The 18,940-nt window shown below is 49.5% G+C and carries 20 protein-coding genes; 10 read left to right on the plus strand and 10 right to left on the minus strand.

All coding sequences use genetic code 11. From position 1 onward, the window contains the following. Window positions 1-237: 237 nt before the first annotated feature. A complete protein-coding gene (locus FCL47_RS10525; RefSeq protein WP_136813461.1) occupies window positions 238-1,635 on the plus strand; it encodes an aspartate kinase in 1,398 nt (465 codons plus the stop codon). 38 nt (window positions 1,636-1,673) lie between these two features. Here FCL47_RS10525 and FCL47_RS10530 read toward each other — a convergent pair whose 3' ends face one another. The 5 genes from FCL47_RS10530 to FCL47_RS10550 form a co-directional block, all read right to left on the minus strand. Further along, complete coding sequence (locus FCL47_RS10530) at window positions 1,674-2,177, minus strand: glycine cleavage system protein R (protein WP_167496458.1); 504 nt, start codon at window positions 2,175-2,177, stop codon at window positions 1,674-1,676. Between the two features lie 413 nt (window positions 2,178-2,590). Then, complete coding sequence (locus FCL47_RS10535) at window positions 2,591-4,267, minus strand: FAD-binding protein (RefSeq protein WP_136813463.1); 1,677 nt, start codon at window positions 4,265-4,267, stop codon at window positions 2,591-2,593. Between the two features lie 160 nt (window positions 4,268-4,427). Beyond that, a complete protein-coding gene (locus tag FCL47_RS10540; RefSeq protein WP_205747277.1) occupies window positions 4,428-5,225 on the minus strand; it encodes a 4Fe-4S dicluster domain-containing protein in 798 nt (265 codons plus the stop codon). Between the two features lie 61 nt (window positions 5,226-5,286). Continuing rightward, window positions 5,287-6,171, minus strand: a complete 885-nt coding sequence (locus FCL47_RS10545; RefSeq protein WP_136813464.1) for a CoB--CoM heterodisulfide reductase iron-sulfur subunit B family protein — start codon at window positions 6,169-6,171, stop codon at window positions 5,287-5,289. Window positions 6,172-6,179: 8 nt separating this feature from the next. Beyond that, a complete protein-coding gene (locus tag FCL47_RS10550) occupies window positions 6,180-6,587 on the minus strand; it encodes a 4Fe-4S dicluster domain-containing protein (RefSeq protein ID WP_136813465.1) in 408 nt (135 codons plus the stop codon). A 553-nt stretch (window positions 6,588-7,140) separates the two neighbouring features. Here FCL47_RS10550 and FCL47_RS10555 point away from each other — a divergent pair. Further along, window positions 7,141-7,425 (plus strand): hypothetical protein, encoded by a 285-nt coding sequence (locus tag FCL47_RS10555; RefSeq protein WP_136813466.1) that lies wholly within the window; start codon window positions 7,141-7,143, stop codon window positions 7,423-7,425. Between the two features lie 36 nt (window positions 7,426-7,461). On the opposite strand, the gene FCL47_RS10560 is transcribed toward FCL47_RS10555, so the two are convergent. Next, window positions 7,462-8,412: a hypothetical protein gene (locus tag FCL47_RS10560; RefSeq protein ID WP_136813467.1), complete on the minus strand. Its 951-nt coding sequence runs from the start codon at window positions 8,410-8,412 to the stop codon at window positions 7,462-7,464. Between the two features lie 599 nt (window positions 8,413-9,011). On the opposite strand from FCL47_RS10560, the gene FCL47_RS10565 reads away from it, so the two are divergent. After that, window positions 9,012-9,479 carry a GNAT family N-acetyltransferase gene (locus tag FCL47_RS10565; RefSeq protein ID WP_136813468.1) on the plus strand — a complete coding sequence of 156 codons (468 nt, stop codon included), beginning with the start codon at window positions 9,012-9,014 and terminating at the stop codon, window positions 9,477-9,479. A gap of 68 nt (window positions 9,480-9,547) precedes the next feature. On the opposite strand, the gene FCL47_RS10570 is transcribed toward FCL47_RS10565, so the two are convergent. Together FCL47_RS10570 and FCL47_RS10575 are read right to left on the minus strand one after the other, a co-directional pair. Beyond that, window positions 9,548-10,084 carry a DUF4388 domain-containing protein gene (locus FCL47_RS10570; RefSeq protein ID WP_136813469.1) on the minus strand — a complete coding sequence of 179 codons (537 nt, stop codon included), beginning with the start codon at window positions 10,082-10,084 and terminating at the stop codon, window positions 9,548-9,550. Window positions 10,085-10,090: 6 nt separating this feature from the next. Beyond that, complete coding sequence (locus FCL47_RS10575; protein WP_136813470.1) at window positions 10,091-11,185, minus strand: cache and HAMP domain-containing protein; 1,095 nt, start codon at window positions 11,183-11,185, stop codon at window positions 10,091-10,093. Window positions 11,186-11,536: 351 nt separating this feature from the next. Here FCL47_RS10575 and FCL47_RS10580 point away from each other — a divergent pair, with 351 nt between their 5' ends. From FCL47_RS10580 to FCL47_RS24765, 4 genes are all read left to right on the plus strand, one after another. Beyond that, window positions 11,537-11,896: a hypothetical protein gene (locus FCL47_RS10580; protein ID WP_136813471.1), complete on the plus strand. Its 360-nt coding sequence runs from the start codon at window positions 11,537-11,539 to the stop codon at window positions 11,894-11,896. A gap of 165 nt (window positions 11,897-12,061) precedes the next feature. Beyond that, a complete protein-coding gene (locus FCL47_RS10585) occupies window positions 12,062-12,220 on the plus strand; it encodes a rubredoxin (RefSeq protein ID WP_136813472.1) in 159 nt (52 codons plus the stop codon). Between the two features lie 623 nt (window positions 12,221-12,843). Beyond that, complete coding sequence (locus tag FCL47_RS10590) at window positions 12,844-13,245, plus strand: hypothetical protein (protein ID WP_136813473.1); 402 nt, start codon at window positions 12,844-12,846, stop codon at window positions 13,243-13,245. Between the two features lie 337 nt (window positions 13,246-13,582). Next, complete coding sequence (locus FCL47_RS24765; RefSeq protein ID WP_263577230.1) at window positions 13,583-13,972, plus strand: rhodanese-related (seleno)protein; 390 nt, start codon at window positions 13,583-13,585, stop codon at window positions 13,970-13,972. A 66-nt stretch (window positions 13,973-14,038) separates the two neighbouring features. On the opposite strand, the gene FCL47_RS10600 is transcribed toward FCL47_RS24765, so the two are convergent. After that, window positions 14,039-14,398, minus strand: a complete 360-nt coding sequence (locus FCL47_RS10600) for a helix-hairpin-helix domain-containing protein (protein ID WP_136813475.1) — start codon at window positions 14,396-14,398, stop codon at window positions 14,039-14,041. Between the two features lie 295 nt (window positions 14,399-14,693). Next, the gene (ilvC, locus tag FCL47_RS10605) at window positions 14,694-16,166 is read right to left on the minus strand and encodes a ketol-acid reductoisomerase (RefSeq protein WP_136813476.1); all 1,473 of its coding nucleotides are present in this window, start codon (window positions 16,164-16,166) and stop codon (window positions 14,694-14,696) included. A 161-nt stretch (window positions 16,167-16,327) separates the two neighbouring features. On the opposite strand from ilvC, the gene ilvY reads away from it, so the two are divergent. The 3 genes from ilvY to FCL47_RS10620 are packed head-to-tail and all read left to right on the plus strand — an operon-like array spanning window position 16,328 to window position 18,919. Then, on the plus strand, window positions 16,328-17,227 hold the full coding sequence (gene ilvY / locus FCL47_RS10610) for an HTH-type transcriptional activator IlvY (protein ID WP_136813477.1): 900 nt from the start codon (window positions 16,328-16,330) through the stop codon (window positions 17,225-17,227). Further along, window positions 17,224-17,991: a 5'/3'-nucleotidase SurE gene (gene surE, locus FCL47_RS10615; protein WP_136813478.1), complete on the plus strand. Its 768-nt coding sequence runs from the start codon at window positions 17,224-17,226 to the stop codon at window positions 17,989-17,991. The genes ilvY and surE overlap by 4 nt, the downstream gene beginning before the upstream one ends. Beyond that, window positions 17,984-18,919 (plus strand): cation diffusion facilitator family transporter, encoded by a 936-nt coding sequence (locus FCL47_RS10620; RefSeq protein ID WP_167496459.1) that lies wholly within the window; start codon window positions 17,984-17,986, stop codon window positions 18,917-18,919. Before surE ends, FCL47_RS10620 begins: the two co-directional genes overlap by 8 nt. The last annotated feature ends 21 nt before the right edge of the window (window positions 18,920-18,940 follow it).

Consider the following 18,940-nt stretch of genomic DNA (forward strand, 5'->3'; position numbering starts at 1 on the left):
AAAAGTGTCGTGCTGCCATGGCTTTGTATGAGTCTTTGCCAGGAGAATGATCGCGCTTGTCGCTGAAAGATGCCTGCAATGACCACCGATAATGTGAACCACCGATACTGGAAAAAAGTTGCAGCGGGAAAACCTTTGCGATAGGATGCGGTCGCGGTAAAAGTTTGCGATACAGGGCGTAGTAGAAACTCAGACTTTTTGCGATGCCATCAATATTAGTTTTTCTGGTGAAACGTAATGCTCAATAGAAGACTTCGTGTAGAAAAAATCGGCGGGACCGCAATGTCCCGCTTCGGGGAAATTCTCGAAAATGTGATTCTTCGAGACAAAAATGATATTTTTAACCGGATATTTGTCGTCTCGGCATATTCAGGCATCACCAACGAACTGCTCGAACATAAGAAGACCTCGCAGTCCGGCATATACCAGGCTTTTGCCGAGAGCAACGATTACGAACCCGCCATGCTCAATCTCCAGGAAGAGCTCTGTAAACTCAATCGCAGCTTTGAAGGCATAGGGCTGCAGGTGGATGTTGCGGACCGATTTATCTGCGAACGTATCGCCTTTGCCGTTAACATCCTTAAAAGTATGGATAATGTGCTTTCGTCAGGTTATGTCAACCGCACTGAAGTCCTGCTCGCTGCACGAGAACTCCTCTCCTCAATAGGCGAGATGCACAGTGCCTTTAATAGCGCAAATATCCTGCAAAACCTTGGCTACGACGCCACCTTTGTCGACTTGAGCGGCTGGCAGGACAAACGTGAAAGAACTATCGACCAGCGCATTCAACACAACTTTAAAGACCTCGACCCATCCAAAACTATCTGCGTCGCCACCGGTTACACCAAAGGCACGGAGGGAATCATGCGCGAGTTTGACCGGGGGTATTCCGAGGTAACTTTTTCTAAAATAGCCGTTCTGCTGCATGCAGATGAGGCGGTCATCCATAAAGAATACCATCTGTGCTCGGGAGACCCAATGATCATTGGCGAGAACAAAGTTCACCCGATCTGCAATACTAATTTCGATGTGGCCGATCAACTGGCCGATGTCGGCATGGAGGCCATTCATCCTAAGGCCTCGAAACCGCTGGAGACGGCCGGCATCTCTATTCGCATCATGAACGCTTTTGACCCCAGCCACAGCGGAACCCTCATTACCAAGGATTATATTTGTCCTCTCTCTAAAACCGAGGTGATCACCGGCTCAAATGCCGTCACCTGTCTCGAGATACACGATACCCGCATGGTCGGCGAAGTCGGCTTCGATATGCAGATCATGAAAGTTCTGCAGAAGCATCATATCAGCTACATCAACAAAGCCACCAATGCCAATACCATTGATGTGATTGTCTACGAAAAAGACTGTACTGACGCCCTCATCAAAGACATGAGTGAGCGTTTTGAAAGTGTCGCCACCTATAATGTCGCCATAGTCTGTGCCATCGGCTCCAATATCGCCAAACCCGGAATTCTCGCCAAAGCAACCAAGGCACTGGCCAACGCAGGCATCAATATTTTAACTGTAGCCCAGACATCACGGCAGACCAACATGCAGTTCACCATGCACCGCGACCATTTTGTCCAGGCACAGCGAGCCCTCCATCAGGCGCTCTGCGAGGAAGAGAGTGAATAAAACACCTCACTCTCTTCGGTAAACGGGAAGCAAGAGGATTACAGGACGTTCACCCGGACATCTTCGGACAGAGCTTCTATTTCCCCGGCGATGGTCTCGCTTTCGGCCTCTTGGGGAACTGCCAGCGTTAATTGGGCGGAAAAAACGGGGTCGTGAATTCCGTCCATGGCAAAACGTTTACACTCCATGTTTTCCACCCCGATATCAAGATTGGCCAGGATATTACTCAAATCTGCAGTCAGGCCGGGTCGGTCTATGCAGTCAACAACCAGGTTTATAATTTTAGTCATCTCCTTATTGGTTGTCTTTGCTGCCGTATAGACGAAACAGAGATTGGGATATTTCTGCTCCAGAGTCGATTTCAGGTTTTTCTCCCGCTCTTTATCGACAAGCACGCTCATTATGGCCGCAAACCGACCGTCGAGCTTAATAACCTTACTGGTCAGCCACTCTCCCCCCTTACTGCGGGTGGTCTGGGCCAGTGCTTTGATGATCCCGGGGATGTCCGGGCCGTATACCGTGGTTATAAAATTTGTCCTCATCCCTCTTTTTCCTCTAGAGCAAATATGATGACCTCGTAAAACGAAGTCCGCACCCATCTCGTTTGACATTGCCGGTAGCCGGTTTCTGTGAAAACCGCAAACCTAAAAGAACTGTCAGGCCTCGCTTCTGTCTCAGAACATCATAGTGTAACACATTTTTCCAGCCAACTCTAGGGCCGCTTTTTCTGACAGTGCAATGAGTGGTACTAAAAATACCGCTGCAGACGTAGTGTCTGCAGCGGTATTTTTTAATGACGGGGAAATAATATTCTTGTGTTTTGTACAAGAAAATTATTTCGTGTTGGAACTCATCCCCGCACAGCACGGGGATTGAAAAGAATTCCGCAAAGCTGTCGGGCGGATTGGTATGGAATGAAACCGGAACCGTCCGATCGCAGTTTCAACCCGACTGCTCAAACGGCAGGGGCTTCATTGGTCAGCGCTTCAGGCCAACGCCGTGCAGTCATCTCGTCGGTTGAGTAGTCAGGCAGAAGAATCGGCGCAACACCCGGGCTGGTAATTCCTGCCTGCTCAAGCTCTTTCTCAAATTTTACCACATGATCAAGAGTCAATCCTTTTATCTCGACTCCGGCCTGCACATATGCCGCCGCATTTTTGCCGGCACGGCGACCAAAGGTGATGATATCCTGCAGACTGTTGCCCATCAGCCGGTTTTCCCCATGTACCCCGCCGATGGCCTCGCCTGCGGCATACAGCCCCGGAACACAGGTCTCGGTGTCGCCGTTCACATTGACGCCGCCGTTCTGGTAGTGCAGGGTCGGATACACCAGCATCGGCTCTTTACTGATATCGATACCGTGACGCTCAAACTGAATAAACTTGGCCGGCAGCTCTTTTTTGACACTACCCGGACCATGCAGTTCCTCGATCATTGGCGAATCGAGCCACAGGCCCACCCGGCCGGTAGGGGTGATAATGCCTTTACCTTTTTCCATTGCTTCGCAGATAAGCTCGGCCGACTCAACGTCGCGCGGTTCAAGAGGAAAGCAGAACTGTTCGCCGTCGATATTGAGGACGTGGGCGCCGAGGCCGCGGACTTTTTCGGTGATCAGCAAACCGACATTCTGTTCCGGATAGGCGACTCCGGTGGGATGATACTGGGTGGAGTGCAGAGATTTGTTGCCGACTCCTGCCCGATACGCCATAACCACGCCGTCCATGGTGGCCCCATAGTGGTTGGTCGTGGCAAATCCTTTGATGTGCAGGCGGCCGAAACCGCCGGTACCAATGATGACCGCCTTGGCTTTAACAACGTAAAACTCCTTGGTTTCCATATTATGCAGGATAGCTCCGGCACATTTACCTTCAGTGTCAAGCAGCAGTTCCACCGCCGGACTAAACTCGAGAACAGTAATCTGATCCGGCCTGTTCCGCACCTCATCGCGCACCACACGCATAATCTCCGCGCCGGTCATATCGCCGGAAGACTGCAATCTCTTGCGGGAGGAACCACCGCAGTGACGCACAACCGTGCGGCCATCCTCGTATTTGTTGAACAGCATGCCCAGACTCTCCAGCCAGGCGATGGACAGCGGTGCATCTTTCGCCAGGGCCGCCACGAGATCGCGTTGATTAGAGAAATGGCCGCCGCCAATGGTATCCATGAAGTGATAGTAGGGGGAATCGCACTCATGGGTCGCCGCCTGGATCCCGCCTTCGGCCATGATGGTGTTGGAATCACCATGGCGGAGTTTGGTGGCGATAATGACTTTACAGCCGCCGTTTGCCGCCATGATCGCAGCAGAGGTGCCGGCACCGCCACCGCCGAGAACCAGGACATCGGTCTCATGATCGACTTTACTCAAATCGACCTTATCCGGTCGAACCATTGATTTCGATTCGAGCAGTCGGGCAACGCCTTCCTGAAAGATGTCGCCTTTATTCGGACCGACTGCGACAACCCGTTTGCCACTCTTTTGATAATCCGGGTGAAATTTTTCCAATACATCGGCCCGCTCAGCCATGGAGAGGGCCGGGTAATTCTCATTGCGACGAGCCATAGCCACCCGTGCCGGACGGGTCGCTTCAACTCTTTTTATCAGTTCCTTCATCTCGGGTGTATACGCCATTGTCTTCTCCTTAATCCTCATCCCTGGTCGCAGAGCTGTTTCCTGTGCCTCAGCAGATTTTCCTTCTATAAAAAGCGAACATCTCCTCTGGCACAAAAAGTGGATTCATCAATTATAATTTTGTCGTAAAAAGTCCAGTCTCAAAAGGCCAGGCCATGCATTACAGGTATCGTGTCTCTTTAGGCTGCCATGATCCTATCTCGGCAAAATCGGGCTCACGTTCCCGCTCGACATATTTTTTCTCGAGATCTTCTTTGCTCATCGCCGCCAGTTCATCGAGCATTGCATCATATTTGCCGCTTTCAATCGCCGCGACTCGTGCTTTCAGATGTTCCGCCTGCGGTACGATATAACGGCCATACACCCGACGTGCCAGCTGCGCTGCATGGTACTGGGGAATCTCACCCATGCAGCGGCTGGCACAAAGACCGCATTGAATGCAGTCAAAAGACAGTTTTGCCGCTTTTTCAATATTGCCCTGCTTGAGTGCCGAAATATAGCCAAGAACATCAACATCCATCGGACAGGCCTTGGTACATTGATTACAGGCTACACAACGGAAAATCTCGGGATACAGGGCGTGAATGGCCTCCGGCAGGCCGCCGATCTCGTCAATGTTGAAAATGGCCCGGTTTGCAGGAAAGAAAGGGATCTGAGCCAGATACATATTCGCTTCGACCACTGTCTGGCAGGCAAGCCCAAAGTGCAGTTTATAATCTCCTGCCATTCGGTAAACGGTGGGACAGGCACCACAGATACCGCCACGGCACCCGGCACCGCGCAGGAATTTAAACCCGGCAAACTCCATGGCCTTCATGATGGTCAGGGTTTCCGGGACCTCATACATTTTCCCCATGATATAAACCGGAATAGTTTTAGCTCCCTCCGGCAAGATGGCCCGATCCCCAGTTGCGACTCGAGGCATTTTTTTCACTGTTTTCTGGTCTGTTTCACACATGGTTCATGTCTCCAATAATGCGATAATTTTCGCTATCTATTCTCAATCCGGGCCATTACTCTTACGCTGCGGCCAGACATTTTTTGCTTTGCAACAACTCGGCACTGGTCGGGTCATTCAACTCAAAATGACAGTTTTCTGTGTCAAGCCCCAGAGCCACAGCCAGAAGTTGAGTGAAATAGTACGTTGGCACATGTGCTGTGATATTCCCTTTGGCAATCATCTGCCCCTGCTGCTTGCCCAGGTTGTATTCACAGAGCGGGCAACTGGTCGCTAAAGCTTCGATTCCGGCATCAGCTGCCAGATTGACAATGGCTGCTGCAGCTTTATTTTCTCCCGCGGGGACGCCTAAAACCTGATACGAACCACAGCATTTATCGGCGGCCGTAAAGTTCATCACTGTCGCCCCGAGTGCATCCAGCAATCCGGTCATAAGGGCATAGCTGCCAAAGGGCTCTATACCGACCTCGGCCGGACGCTGCAGAGTGCAGCCGTAATAGGGAGCCACCTTTAAATCAGTCAGGGGAATCTTGACCTGATCTTTGATTTTCTGCCAGCCGATCACCTCCTGCAGATAGGTCAGATAGTGGACCACTTCCACTTCTCCGGCGTAGTCAATCTCCTCATCCATAAAACGATTGATGGTATCTCTTTTCACCGTATCGTTTTTCATTATCTGATTGGCCCGGGCCAGGGTGTTGTAGCACATCGAGCAGAGGGTAACCAGTTTGTCCGCGCCCTGCTCTTTCGCCCGGATGAGATTGCGCACCGGCCCCACCTGATGAATCAAATCATCGGCGGTCAGCGAATGTACCGCGCCACAACAATTCCACCTCTCGATCTCCTGCACCTCGACGCCCAAAGTCTCCAGGGAAGCCACAGCAGCCCTGTCCAAATTCCTGGCTTTGGTCTTCAAGGTACAACCTGGATAGTAACTGATCTTCATCGCTCTCCTTAACTCGTGAATTTTCTAAATCCGGCAACCAAGGCAATCTGCGGCATCTCTGCAATAGTTTCCGCAGAAATCTCAGAAGGCTCTATATAGTTGTGACTTTTACGAAGAACCTGCTGCCTGAGGGCCTCCATCACTTTGGCAATATCGATGCCTCTCGGACATTTAACAGAACAGGCATGGCATGAGGCACATTTCCAGTAGGTGTTGATGCCTGCGAGTTTTTCCATGAGGCCGAATTGAGCCATATGCATAACCTTGCGGGGGCTGAAATCCATCTCCAGCGCCATCGGACACATCCCGGTACAAGTGGCGCACTGCATACAGAGTTTGACGCTTTCGCCACTGAGTTCATTGAGTTTCTCAATCGCCTGAATCGATTGAGTCTGGCCAGTAATCGTTAATGTCATGTCTATTCTCTTTTTAAATACAATAAGTTATCCCCGACCTTCACCTTTTTTGACAGAAAAATTCAACCCAACCGCCGGTCTGCTGAAAAACCAGACAAGGAACGCCGTAAAATTTCATGACGACCCCAGAAGAGGACTTTGAAGAATTTCGTTGCCGGAACATCTCTATAACAGGGAAAGCGAATCATTTTCAGATCCTGTCCAGTAAAGCCGAGATTGACCTATGATCCAAAGTAAAACATGATCGCCACTTCTCCGCCTTGTATATGTACCAGATTGAAATATTTTTTCAACATAGATTATATCTCCTAATATCATACACTTGAATTGTTTCAAGTGAATGACGGCTCATTTTTTAACTGGCCCAGAGCAATCTACAACAAACAGTTGATGCTTTTTTAGCAGGATCGAATAGATTATCCGACCATGGAGCCCAGTAAAATGAAGAATCGGTGCAGCGAAACTTGCATCAATTTCATTAAAGTATATACTTAAATCAATGATAGGCGGGCGGATACCCTGACAGGAAAAAAATTCACCAGGACGGAATACTATGAACCCTCCCGTATATAAAAATTGGGATGGGATTGAACGTCGACAACCAAACGGCGAGCGAAGAAGTGCTGATCGCCGTGCAGTTCGTGAACGGCGATCCGATAGACGAGACAGCACCCAGAAAAAGAACATCAGCTTTTACGGGTGGTTACGCTCAATAATGAAGCGAAGATTAGGGGTTGACCGAAGAAAATACATCGATCAACGAACCATTCCCGACCGACGCAACCCAGCTCCACGATCAATGCTTACTCAAGAAGAACTGGCGGATCTGCTGAAATAAATCATGGACGCCAGTTCATATTCCCGACAGATACGGCTACTGCTTCGTCTCCGTGGACGCAGCCGGTGCGGGAGTATCACATTCGGCTCCCACCTTGCAGGCATCATCAGCCCCGGGTTGCCCTTGAGGAACAATCGTATATCCTGATGACTCCACACTGCTGGTCCCGGTATAATCGGTTGTTTCTTTCGTCCGGCAGTTTTCCCTCAGATATTGACCAATCTGCTGTTCTCCTTTCAGGACAAGAGTTTTTTGATCTTTTGTCGCAACAAGGACCGGAATCTCGGTCAGCGCCAGACTTTTCATAAAATTGACATTTATTTCAGGATGATAGTCTGCTTTAAGCGTAACACCGGGAAAAGAAAATACATTAATTCGCTCAATCGGATTAAACCCCACGGCGCAACTGTTTCCTTCTTTCAGTGTATCAATTACTTTTTCACAATGCGCACATGTCGAAGAGAAAAAGAGATAGAGTTTCGTATCTTGCCGTTCTCCCGGTAATGTCGCCATGCTCCCCGCTTCAAGGGATGCCCCGGGGCCTGTTTCCTGCCGAAACTGAAGGCTGAAACAGGCAACTGTCACCGCAGAAAAAAGCACAATCCCCCGAAAAACCTGACGCGCTCCGCTCAGTATATTTAATACGACAATGAAGCCCAGGATAACCATGCAGTACGAGCAGAAAACCGTGGCAATTTTATATTGAAAAAATACCAGCACGGCCTCGGCACAAAGACCTGCCAGAAGCAACAGCCTGGCCAGTTTATGCCAGTGCTCGGACCCGTCCCGCCCCCACAACAGGCACCAGAAAAGGATTTGGAAAAACAAAAACCCGGCAAGGTTGAAGTACAGAGGGGAAACGGTTGTCAGACTGTCGACAACCGCACAACCGTTGTTAAAACAAAGAGTCTGCCCCTGGAGGTAGATGGCAAACGCCTGCACTGCAGTTAGAATGCTGGCCAGTAAAGCTAACGTCACGCGTATCATGGGATCTTTTTGTATGTAGAATAGTTTATTATTATTGTCGGGTGATACTCTACCATCTGGGTATACATCCCCGTTCCTCTCGTTATAACCGCAGCCAGCGTCCGCTTCAGAGCCTCACAGAGTTTTTGCCCCGGGAGGATGCGGCCACGGCCTGACAAACGGTGCTCTTCATGGAGTCACCATTTTTCACCCTGCATTGATACCTTGCCCGATCAGCACGATAAAACATTGTGGCAAAATCGTCACCCCCGATATAACACGCTGACATCAACACTCTTCACTTCCAGATCTTTCGGACCATCCGGCGAAATGGATTTGTGCATGCCGGAAAACCCATAACATCTCGTGATTGTCCCTCATGTTCCGCTGCTGAATCAGGGGAGTGAGTTGTTCGTCTCCTTTCATGCCAAATAACTGAGTTGACAAAAAATGGCAAGAATACCCTCTTTTTCTTTCCAACGAACAAGGTAACGGATTATCTTAGCCGGATCAACGAGCTTAGCATTTTTTTCGCAGAGTTGGTAAGCAATATTTAATACAGCAAGCGACCGTTTCAGGCGGCAGTCGTTTACCAATAGGATTTACCCCACAGGAACAACATGGCAACGACATGGCAATTATTCACCTTTGCGGAGCTCACAACGGCTCAGCTTTACGCAATTCTCAAATTACGGCAAGAGGTCTTCGTCGTGGAGCAGCAATGTGTCTATCAGGATTGCGATGGCCAGGACCAAAACGCCCTCCATCTGCTGGGCTGGGATGACAGCGATACACAATCGGAACCAGTTGCCTATCTTCGGATACTGCCTCCTCAGACACGTGATGGCTTACCAGCTATCGGTAGAATCGTCACCCGTCGCGATATGAGAGGAAAGGGTCATGGTAAAGAAATGATGACCAGGTGCCTGCACTGGATTGACGGATTGTACCCGAAGTCAGCTGTTGCAATTTCCGCACAGCAATATCTTGTTAAATTTTATAAAAATTTCGGCTTTGATATTGCTTCGGAAGGGTACGAGGAAGATGGTATTCCTCATATTCAGATGATCCGCAATCCATTGGCATAATCGACAGAAGAGAACAGACTGTGTAACCGGAGCATCGGGGATGCCCCGGTTACGCTACGCAATGCCTGTCAGCCAAGTTTGTCCATGACCATCGCCCTGAATTTTTGTGCCTGCGCAGGAGATGGTATTTCGGCCGCCAGCGCATCGATGGCCGCCTGAAGGTCAGTGGCCTCACCGAGATGATCCTCGCAGATCAAACCCGCCATAGGACCTATATATCCGGCCAGACAGGCCTCCAGAGTGTTTTTTTGTTCTTGACTGAGGCCAGGGGCAGTCGAGCTAGAAGCACTGACGTCTGTCGCACCAAGCTTCTGCCCGCCGCTGAGGGATTTGAGAATTGCCTCGGTAGCAGGCAGCGGCATACGGCGGGAAACATTCCCTTCCTGGAATCGATAGCGACCGGCACGAATCGTCGACATAAGCTCCAGCGCCTCCTCCCCCCGCTTGTTAAAGAAATAGACAAAGACGATCTTCCCTTTATCGAGTATCAGCTGAGCGCTGCGATTTGCCTTTGTGGCGACAAACAGGTTTCCGGTAACTCTTTTTTCACATAATTTCGTTAAAGCAGATACAATTTGCGGGAACGGAATATATTCTTGAGTCATGATAGTCTACCTTTTGCGTAATCTGTCGAAAGCCATCTGCAGGCTGACACCCATCCTCTCAATTGCCCGTGCCAGGGCACCGATTTCGTCACTGCGTTCCGTTTCTTTTATCTTCGCACCTAGATTTCCCCGACTTATTTCATCGGCGATAGCAGTCAGATTGCGAATCGGTGTGCTGAGACGCAAAGCAAGGAGATAGGCGATAATCAGGACAGAAAAAAGGGTCGTTAACAGCAGGATGATCGCATTTCGCTCAGTTTCATTGGCAGCAGCGTAGGCCTCCTGATAGTCCTGCTGGACAATGAGGGTCCAACCTTGTTGAGTCTTCTTGGTATAAGCAACAATTTTTTTGCCGTCTTCTTCAAAAACAAACGAGTTGCGATCAAATATATTGCGCTGGTGAAGAGCCGGATGCGCACTCAGATCCTGCAGCTCTGATGAGACGTCACCATTGCCATGGGCGATCAGGCGATTGTTTTCGTCGAGCAGCACGGCAAACCCCGTTTTGCCAATCCTGGTCTTGGTGATAGTTTTCGAGAGATCTTCAAGTGACATAGCGATGGCAATAACCCCGAGGATTCTGGTTCCTTCGCCCTGAATAGGCTTGGCCAGGATAAAAGCGGGTTTTCCCGAAGTCTTACCGAGAAGCACCTGCTGACCAAGCGATTTGCCGGCGAGCACCTGCTTGAAGTAGTCCCGGTCACCATAAAATGTCTGAGGTTTTCCATCGCTTCGGCCCATATTCTCACCATTGGGCAGTACGGTGAAGGCCAGATAGACCCAATCATAGGTGTCAGCCATTGTTTTCAAGACCGGATTCTGCCTATCACTTTGCATACTCTGGATCGCTGGCGTGTCGGCGTTCTGTTGCAAAACCCGCAGATTCATAGTGGTCCAGTCATCAACACTTCGGGTAAGACTCTCGGTGCTATTCATCAGATTCTCGAGAATATTGGCGGTCCAGTCGTGTTTTGATTTGTAAATACTGATATACCAGAGACCACCGATGGGAATAAGGGCAATAATGCACATGGTTGTAAGTATCTGATATAAGATTTTAAAGCCTGCGCCCTCCTTTTCTGATGTTGCACCTTGGGCCATTTCATTCCTCCTTTTTGCAAAGTTTTAGTATACTTCAGCAACAAGAATCAGGCAGGAGACGTCTCAAACCTACCCAGGATAGGCTGAACCTGCCGGGTGATGTCTCTAGCAAAAAAACACCTCAAACGTATTCTCGCAAAAAACAGTCGCCTTAATCAAGAGAATTTGTCAAAAAGTCGAAAATGAGCTAGGAAGAGTACCTATGAAGACAAACAAGCACATTGCCACAGCACACCCGATGAAAAAATCTTTACGATTATGACAAGCTTCGCCCAGCTGCCTGAAACGATTGCCGACATCCTGCGCACAGCGATTGCGAAGTAAAACTTATCCTTTAAAAGGAGTACGACTATGATCACCTATCTCTACTGGACTGCAGTAATCCTTGTTGCTGCCGCACTGTTCGCCATCTGTGCAAAAAACGACAAGTGGAAAATAGGCACAATCCTCGCTCTGGTTGTGCTTCTTATAGGCTGGGGGGCATATTATTTCCGGTTACAACAGATTTTTGTCAAGCGCTACGGCGGGGTCATGACGATTACAGTTCCAGCAGGCCAATACCATATTGGAGCCACCTGGAAAGATGACAACCTGTGGATAGAGAATTATGATCCAGATGCAAACTCCTGTATTTTCACAGAATACTCGAAAGGAAACCTACTGCAGGGAAAAGTTACCATAAAAAATTGCAAGCCGATCCCCAAGATATAACAGAGAATTTCCTTGAGCTGCCAACGAGCAGGGCGGATTTCTATTGACAATAACAATCATTCCTATTAAGGATATACTTACGAGATCAATCTGCCCTCTGCACAAAATTATTTTTATGTGTTTGACGGGTACATAATCTTTCAGCCACTCAAAAAGGAGAAAACAATGCAAAAATGGGAATGTCCTTGTGGATACATCTACGATCCGGCCGAAGGTGACTACGAAAATGGCGTTGAGCCTGGCACTGCCTGGGAGAACGTCCCCGCAGACTGGGTCTGCCCTAAATGCGGTGCAGCGAAAGAGGATTTCTGGAAAGCTGATTAGTGAATGAGAAATAATTTTCTTGTGTTTCTTACAAGAAAATTATTTCGTGAATGAACTTATCCCGCAAATCTTTTAGGCGGGATTAGTGGCCAATCAACAAACCTCCCGTGTTTTTAAAGAAATATATTTCGTGAATGAACTTATCCCCGCACAGCACGGGGACTGAACTGAGTACCCGTCAAGCGAGTACTAGAAAGAGTCCCGCAAATCTTTTAGGCGGGATTAGTGGTCAGTCATCAAACCTCTTGTGTTTTTTGCAAGAAATCTAGTAAGAACAATTTTTCTGCCCGCTCGGGCAGTAACCCTGATCTGGCTTAACCGTTTTCGATCTTTTCTACTCAATAACCACCTCTGCTACTTCTTCCATCTCCCCACCCTGCATCTTTTGCCGTGCGCAAAACTTGCACTTTTAAGCTATTTGAGAGAAAATTTTGACCTGCATCGTTGCTTTTACCTGCCGTTTCTAAAACTAACCTACCTGAATTGTTTGACATCTTATTTCGGCACATTATTTGCTGGATATTTTCCACAGAAAAGTGCCTTGCGCTTCAAGAAGGTTTTTTCCGGCAGTTAACAACAACCTGCTCTTAGTTACTGGGACCGACATCTTTACGGAGGACAGTATGAATCAACTCAACATCGATCACAACCCAGACGCACTCTATCTTTCGGAGCAAAGAACAATTGATCGCCAGGAAGCAATTCATCTTCTGGCCATCACGGAGCGGGGAACCGGACAAATACTCGATATCAGCGGTGAGGGGTTTTCTTTCGGTTGTCTCTATCCACACACTTTTCCCCGTGAATTCAATGTCGATATCCTTGATGCCAAAGGTTCGCATATCAAAAAAATCAGGGTAAGGAAAATGTGGGAGACGGACAGCGACGAGCTGGGCTCGACCGCGGATTTTGAATTGGTCGTTGGGGTCAAATTTTCTGCATGCACTTGTGCACAGACGGATGAGATAACCCACCTGCTCGACAACATGGAAGAGGTTAATTACGCCTATCCGCAAATGTTTTAGCACATTACAGATGACTTTCGTTTACCGGGGAGAGCACTGCAGTCCATAGTCCTCGCTGAAATCGGTCTGCAGGTCGATCTCCGGTGCATCGCCCGTCCCAAACATACTATTTACCAGGCCGGGTGATCCGCAGCCATATACCCAAACATTCTCCCACCTGGCAGCCATTCTTTGCCCGCAACGCACAGCCACAGGTCTACAACTTGCCATCATTTTCTTCTGACTTACTGTATCACTTTTACTGATTCTATTTCGGGCTAGTAACTTTGAAATAATGCTCTTGTTTTTTACAGGAGAAGAATCTGTAAAGGCACCCATACTCACCAGGAGAAATCTTATGAAAAGGATATTTTCATTTCTTGCTGTTCTATTTTTTTTAGCGGCAACACCGCTCTTTGCCGATTCGGTACCGAAAATGGAAAAAGAAGCTTTAAAATCTCTATTGGGCTCCAATAAACTGGTTATCCTGGATGTTCGCCAGGACAGGGATTGGAATGCCAGTCAACAGAAGATTAAAGATGCAATGCGGGTTGATAACGGGGATCTCTCTTTTGCCATGAAATTACCGAAAGATACTACTATTGTTCTCTATTGTGCCTGACCGAACGAATACACCAGTGCCAGGCTGGCACAAAAACTCATTGCCGTTGGATACCAGAACGTTTATGCCTTGAAGGGCGGATGGAATGAATGGGACAGCAGTAATTTTCCCAGGGAAGATAAATAAGTTGGCCAACAGCTTCCTTGCAAACATTGTCTTGCAGGGAAGCTGTCGGGTTTTCTTTTTCCGGTGTTAAATTTTAACCAGGTACGGCTTCAGTTTAGCCAGTGTCTTGTTGCCGATCCCCTTTATTTTGGTCAGTTCATCAATACTTTTAAACTCCCCGTTGGTGTCGCGATACTTGAGAATCGCGTCGGCTGTCACCGGGCCGATGCCCGGCAGCTGGGTCAGCAACTTCTTGTCAGCGGTATTTATATTCACATCGTGGGCGATTTGCTGCTTCGCGCCTGTTGCTGTTTTAGACTTGGCAGTGTTGCTCACCGGAGCTGCTGCCTCGTTGGCTGCTGATACTGCATAGGTGTTTCCTGACAGGAAAGCCAGGGCGAAGGTGCAGGTAATAATGGCGACAAATAGCAGATGAATACGTTTCATGTGATCTCCTTTTGAATAGTCTTAATTGATATTGCCGGCGTCTCAGCCGTTTGCGTTTTCTGTTAACTACCCACCTTGAAAACATTTTGCCTATCAATTTGCTGCGCAACAAAAGATGTCGTTTTCATTTCCTTAAAGACTATCCGCCTGGCCTCACATTTATCCCACAATGTTTATGGATCATAAGTTATCTGCATGAAACCGGTGCGCACAAAAAAACCCAGGCCCCTGAAATATGGTTATGATTTCAAGGACCTGGGGTTTTTCTATTAACAGAATAAAATAATTAAAAAGATTACATGATCGGCTTCATCGCACTCATATGCGAACGCAGCTCTTCCCCCACTGCTTCGATGGACGTATAGCGGATAGCTTCATTGATCTGGATAAGATCAAGGTTATCAACCCCGTTGTCTTTGAGGTCAAGCCCCTTGCCAATCGCATCGGTACCGATGGTCTTCATGAAATCCTGCAGCAGAGGTACGGCGGCGTGGGCAAAAAGATAGTTGCCGTATTCAGCGGTATCGGAAATGACCACGTTCATCTCATACAGTTTCTTTCTCGCAACAGTATTGGCGATAAGGGGTGTTTCGTGCAGAGACTCGTAGTAAGCGGACTCTTCTCTGATGCCGCAGTCGACCATAGTGTCAAAGGCCAGTTCCACGCCGGCTTTGATCATCGCCACCATCAGGATGCCCTTATCGTAGTATTCCTGCTCACTGATCTCCACATCGGCGGAGACGGTCCGCTCAAATGCGGTTTCCCCGGTTTCCTTGCGCCATTTAAGGAGATTGGCATCATCATTGGCCCAGTCTTCCATCATGGTCTTGGAAAAATGGCCTGAGGCGATATCATCCATATGCTTTTCAAAAAGGGGCTGCAGAATGGTCCGCAGCTCTTCGGCAAGAAGATATGCTTTAATCTTGGCCGGGTTGGACAGCCGGTCCATCATGGCGGTGATGCCGCCCAGCTTGAGAGATTCGGTGATGACTTCCCAGCCGTACTGGACCAGCTTGGAGGCATATCCCGGATCGATGCCTTCTTCGACCATCTTGTCAAAACAGAGCAGGGACCCGGTCTGCAGCATGCCGCAAAGGATGGTCTGCTCGCCCATGAGATCCGACTTGACCTCAGCGACAAACGAGGACTCCAGAACCCCGGCCTTGTCGCCGCCGGTACCGCAGCAGTACGCCTTGGCAATGTCCCAGCCTTCGCCGTTCGGATCATTTTCACCATGTACGGCGATAAGCGTCGGTACGCCAAAGCCCCGCTTGTATTCCTGGCGGACTTCCGTTCCCGGTGCCTTTGGCGCGACCATGATGACGGTCAGATCCTTGCGAACCTGCATCCCCTCTTCGACAATATTAAAGCCGTGGGAGTAGGAAAGGCAGGCGCCTTTTTTCATCAGCGGCATAACCGTCGAGACCACATTGGTATGCTGCTTGTCGGGGGTCAGATTGATGACCAGATCGGCGAGCGGGATCAGTTCCTCATAGGTGCCGACGGTGAAATCATTCTCCGTGGCATTTTTCCAGGATTGACGCTTTTCTGTAATTGCCACCGGCCGCAGGGCATAGGACACATCCAGGCCGCTGTCGCGAAGATTGAGTCCCTGGTTCAACCCCTGCGCACCGCAACCGACGATGACGAGCTTTTTTCCCTTGAGGTAGTCAACACCGCTGAATTCGGCAGCATCCATGAAGCGGCACTTGGACAGTTCTTCAATCTGCCGACGCAAAGGCAGGGTGTTAAAATAGTTCGAAGCCATTTTTATCTCCTTGTATCTGTATTGTTTTTTATCGTCGCCACAAGGCAATCGTTTCCCACCTGATATATTGATAATCTTTTATTGCGTCAAGTGATTTATTCGTGATACTGTATTGCTCAATATGCAACATTCACCAGGAACTTCACCAGAGGGTCTCTACCTTGAACATCCGCGAATTAGAGCTGTTCCGCCATCTGGCCTCAAGCCTCCATTTCGGCCGCACCAGCCTGGAGTGCAACATCACCCCCTCGGGATTGACCCGGACTATCCAGCGGCTGGAAAACGATCTGGGGGAACCGCTCTTTTTTCGCAACAACCGATCGGTTCACCTCACTCCTGCCGGAATATTGTTTAAGGAATATTGTGAAGAGGCTATCAGCAACTACCATCTCCTGCGAAGTCATTTACACAGCGATACCGTGCTCCGCGGCGAACTGTCTCTTTACTGCTCTGTTACGGCGAGTTTTTCAATCCTGCCGCACATTTTCAGAAAATTCAGAAAAGCCCACCCGGAAGTCATGATCCATGTTCAGACCGGCGATGCGGCAAAAGCTCTCAACAAACTACAATCCCGCGAAGTGGATATCTCCATTGCCGCCCTCCCCGACAATCTTCCGGAAGACCTTGAATTCATAGAACTCCTCGAGACCCCGCTGCTCTTTGTTTTCGGCAGGCTCTTTCCGGAAACTATCATTTATTGCCAGGGTTCGATAAACTGGGCAAAGACCCCGGTCATTCTGCCCGCCGATGGTCTCAGCAGAACCAGAGCGGAGAAATGGTTTGCAGACAAGGGAATTCGCCCCTATATATATTCGCAGGTTTCCGGCAATGAGGCAATTATCGCCATGGTCAGCATGGGTTGCGGGGTCGGTATCGTTCCCCGTCTGGTTCTGGATCAGAGCAGCCTGGCCAGCGAAGTGGAGATCCTGGAGACAGCACCGCAGCTCGAACCGTTCACTGTCGCTGCCTGCACCTTTGCCAAAAATAAACGGAATCCCTTGGTACAGTCTTTCTGGGACATTGTCGCACGGGAAACAACCGCAAATAATACACCGCAATGAAAACAATACTGATAACCAACGATGACGGCGTTCACAGTCCGGGCATTGCCGCGCTGCAGCAGGCGATGGAGGGACTGGGCCAGACGATCGTCATTGCCCCGGACCGCGATAATTCAGCCGTCTCCCACTCTCTCACCATGAATCGTCCTCTCAAGATACAGAAGCTGGCCGATAATTTCTACACGGTGAATGGAACGCCCACCGACTGCGTCGCTCTCGGGCTGAAAAAGATCCTCCGGCAGCCGCCCGATCTGCTCGTTTCCGGAATTAACGCCGGCACCAATCTCGGCGATGATATTTCCTACTCCGGTACCGTTTCCGCCGCCATTGAGGGGACCATGTACGGCGTCCCGTCCATGGCACTTTCCGTCGGCGGCAAACCGCCGTATGACTATCGGGCGGCCATGCAGATTGCTGTCTGCATGGCCGAAAAAATTCTCCGAAATTCCCTGCCCGAAAACACGCTGCTCAATATTAATATTCCGAGCGGCGAGGTCTACCGGAAAATCAGAGTTACCCGCCAGGGAAGACGGCTCTGGGAAAATTCCATCCACGAGACCCTCGATCCACGTGGGAGCAAGTACTACTGGATAGGGGGAGGCACCGCGCTCGCCGACCCGGGTGAGGACACCGACGTTTACACGTTTGCCGCCGGTAATGTCTCAATTACGCCCATACAACTCGACCTGACCAACCACACCGGCATTACCTACCTGAAAGAACATTGGCTTCTGGAAAGCGGCTCGGATGACCACGATGACTAGTGAAGAGAATATGATGCCGGATCAGCGCCAGCAAAAAAGTATCCTGGCAATAAACGTCGGCCTGGCGGCCAACACCCTGCTCGCCCTGTTGAAGACCAGTATTGGCATTATCGGTCACAGCCCTGCACTTCTCGCCGATGGCATTAACTCGACTTCGGATGTGGCATATGGCATAGTCGTCAATATTTTCATGCGACTTTCCGGCAAACCCGCGGACGATGAACATCCCTACGGCCACGACCGGCTGGAATCGATCGCCGCAGTTGTTGTCGGGGCCTTTGTTATTACCACGGCCATTTCCATTTTCTGGGCATCCATCAACAACGTATACGAACTGTTAAACGGGGCGAGCGGGTTTACCGAAGCATCGGAACTGGCGCTATGGATCGCTCTTTTTACCGTGTTGCTCAAGATCTGGCTGTCACTGTGGACGCTTCGGGTTGGTAAAAATACGAACAATAACGTATTAATGGCCCTTGCTGCCGACCACCGCAACGATATTTTTTCAGCTCTGGCGGCGACCATCGGGATCATCTTCAGCCGTTTGGGATTTCTCTGGGTCGATCCTCTGGCCGGCGGAATTGTCTCTATCATCATCTGCATCACCGGGATCGATATTATCCGCGAATCAGCCGCTGATCTGATGAATACCCTGCCGGGGAAAAAGCTCACGGAAGAAATTCGCAAGCAGCTTGCGAGAATAGAGGAAGTTCTCGATATCGAGGAAATTCAAGGCCATAGATTCGGGCTCTATATGGTCGTGAACATCACCATCGGCATTTCCCCGGACCTCTCAGTGGCCGAAGGTGACCGGATTGCCACCCGGGTTGAACAACTGCTGATAAATGAGATTGATTCAATGCGACGGGTTTTTGTCCATTACCACCCGGTAAAATCGGAAAAAATAAAAAAAGCGATCAGGTCATAAGCAAGAAACACCCCAAGGAAG

Origin of the sequence: Desulfopila sp. IMCC35006, from assembly GCF_005116645.1 — a bacterium.
Lineage (GTDB): Bacteria > Desulfobacterota > Desulfobulbia > Desulfobulbales > Desulfocapsaceae > Desulforhopalus_A.